Raw genomic sequence first — 1,971 nt, 5'->3', positions numbered from 1 at the left:
GAGCTTTTCGCAGCTTGCTGCGTCCTTCTTCGGCTGATGGCGCCAAGGCATCCACCGTGTGCCCTTATTACCTTTTCCTCGCTTCAGTTCTTCTTCCTCTATAAAGTTGTCAAGTTACATGGGGATTTACTTGCCCTTTCAAAAAGCATTTGGTGGAGATGATCGGATTCGAACCGACGACTTCCTGCGTGCAAGGCAGGCGCTCTCCCACTGAGCTACATCCCCAAACCAGAGATTGGTGGGCCGAGGAGGATTCGAACCTCCGACCTCGCGGTTATCAGCCGCGTGCTCTAACCAACTGAGCTATCGGCCCACACAAAAGACACAGTGCATAAAGAGAAGCGATTCCTGAAGTTTCGAGGTCTGCCTGTTGTTGCAGATCTCCTTAGAAAGGAGGTGATCCAGCCGCACCTTCCGGTACGGCTACCTTGTTACGACTTCACCCCCCTCACCAGACACACCTTCGACAGCTCCTTCCATTACTGGTTAGGCCGCCGGCTTCGGGTGCACCCAACTCGGGTGGTGTGACGGGCGGTGTGTACAAGGCCCGGGAACGTATTCACCGCAGCTTGGCTGATCTGCGATTACTAGCGATTCCAGCTTCATGAAGTCGAGTTGCAGACTTCAATCCGAACTGAGACCGGCTTTAAGGGATCCGCTCGGCATCACTGCCTCGCTTCCCGCTGTGCCGACCATTGTAGCACGTGTGTCGCCCTGGACATAAGGGCCATGATGACTTGACGTCATCCCCACCTTCCTCCATCTTGTCGATGGCAGTCCCGCCAGAGTGCCCGGCATTACCCGTTGGCAACTGGCAGCAAGGGTTGCGCTCGTTGCGGGACTTAACCCAACATCTCACGACACGAGCTGACGACAGCCATGCAGCACCTGTGTACGCTCCCCGCCCGAAAGCAGAGTCCTTCACCTTTCAGATCCGTACCACGTACATGTCAAACCCAGGTAAGGTTCTTCGGTTTGCATCGAATTAAACCACGTGCTCCACCGCTTGTGCGGGCCCCCGTCAATTCCTTTGAGTTTCAATCTTGCGACCGTACTCCCCAGGCGGAATGCTTATCGCGTTAACTCCGGCACGAATGTATCTCTACACCCACACCTAGCATTCATCGTTTACGGCCAGGACTACCGGGGTATCTAATCCCGTTCGCTCCCCTGGCTTTCGCGCCTCAGCGTCAGTTGCTGCCCAGCAAGTCGCCTTCGCCACCGGTGTTCTTCCCAATATCTACGCATTTCACCGCTACACTGGGAATTCCACTTGCCTCTACAGCACTCCAGCACTGCAGTCTCATCCGCATATCCAGGTTAAGCCCAGATATTTCACAGCTGACTTGCAGCACAGCCTACGCGCCCTTTACGCCCAGTAATTCCGGACAACGCTCGTCCCCTACGTATTACCGCGGCTGCTGGCACGTAGTTAGCCGGGACTTATTCGTACAGTACCGTCACTTCCTTCTTCCCGTACAAAAGAGGTTTACAACCCGAAGGCCGTCTTCCCTCACGCGGCGTCGCTGGGTCAGGGTTCCCCCCATTGCCCAATATTCCCCACTGCTGCCTCCCGTAGGAGTCTGGACCGTATCTCAGTTCCAGTGTGGCCGTTCACCCTCTCAGGCCGGCTACCCGTCGTCGCCTTGGTAGGCCGTTACCCCACCAACCAGCTGATAGGACATGAGTACCTCATCGGGCGGATCGCTCCCTTTCACCTTCCGGCATACGGGGTATTAGCAGCCGTTTCCAACTGTTGTCCCCCTCCCTATGACAGCTCCTCATGCATTACTCACCCGTCCGCTACTAACAGATACTTCAGCAAGCTTCCATATCTGCCCGTTCAACTTGCATGTGTTAAGCACGCCGCCAGCGTTCGTCCTGAGCCAGGATCAAACTCTCAATTACTTTACTCAAGGCTCGCCCTTTTACCTCTTTCCTTCTCCTATAAATCTGTCAAGGTTCTGTCAC

At 55.2% G+C, this 1,971-nt stretch carries 2 tRNA genes and 1 rRNA gene; all 3 read right to left on the bottom strand.

The window, feature by feature from the left end:
* Nucleotides 1-150: 150 nt before the first annotated feature.
* The 3 genes from JMJ95_RS12990 to JMJ95_RS12980 all read right to left on the bottom strand — a co-directional run bounded on the left by JMJ95_RS12990 (nt 151) and on the right by JMJ95_RS12980 (nt 1,908).
* Nucleotides 151-225, bottom strand: a tRNA-Ala gene (locus JMJ95_RS12990).
* A gap of 11 nt (nt 226-236) precedes the next feature.
* Nucleotides 237-313 (bottom strand) — tRNA-Ile (locus JMJ95_RS12985).
* A gap of 76 nt (nt 314-389) precedes the next feature.
* Nucleotides 390-1,908, bottom strand: a 16S ribosomal RNA gene (locus JMJ95_RS12980).
* Between the last annotated feature and the right edge of the window lie 63 nt (nt 1,909-1,971).

The organism is Aminivibrio sp. (assembly GCF_016756745.1).
Classification (GTDB): domain Bacteria; phylum Synergistota; class Synergistia; order Synergistales; family Aminobacteriaceae; genus Aminivibrio.
The sequence above is the reverse complement of the archived record's forward strand: the minus strand, read 5'-3'. Positions and strand labels throughout refer to the sequence as shown.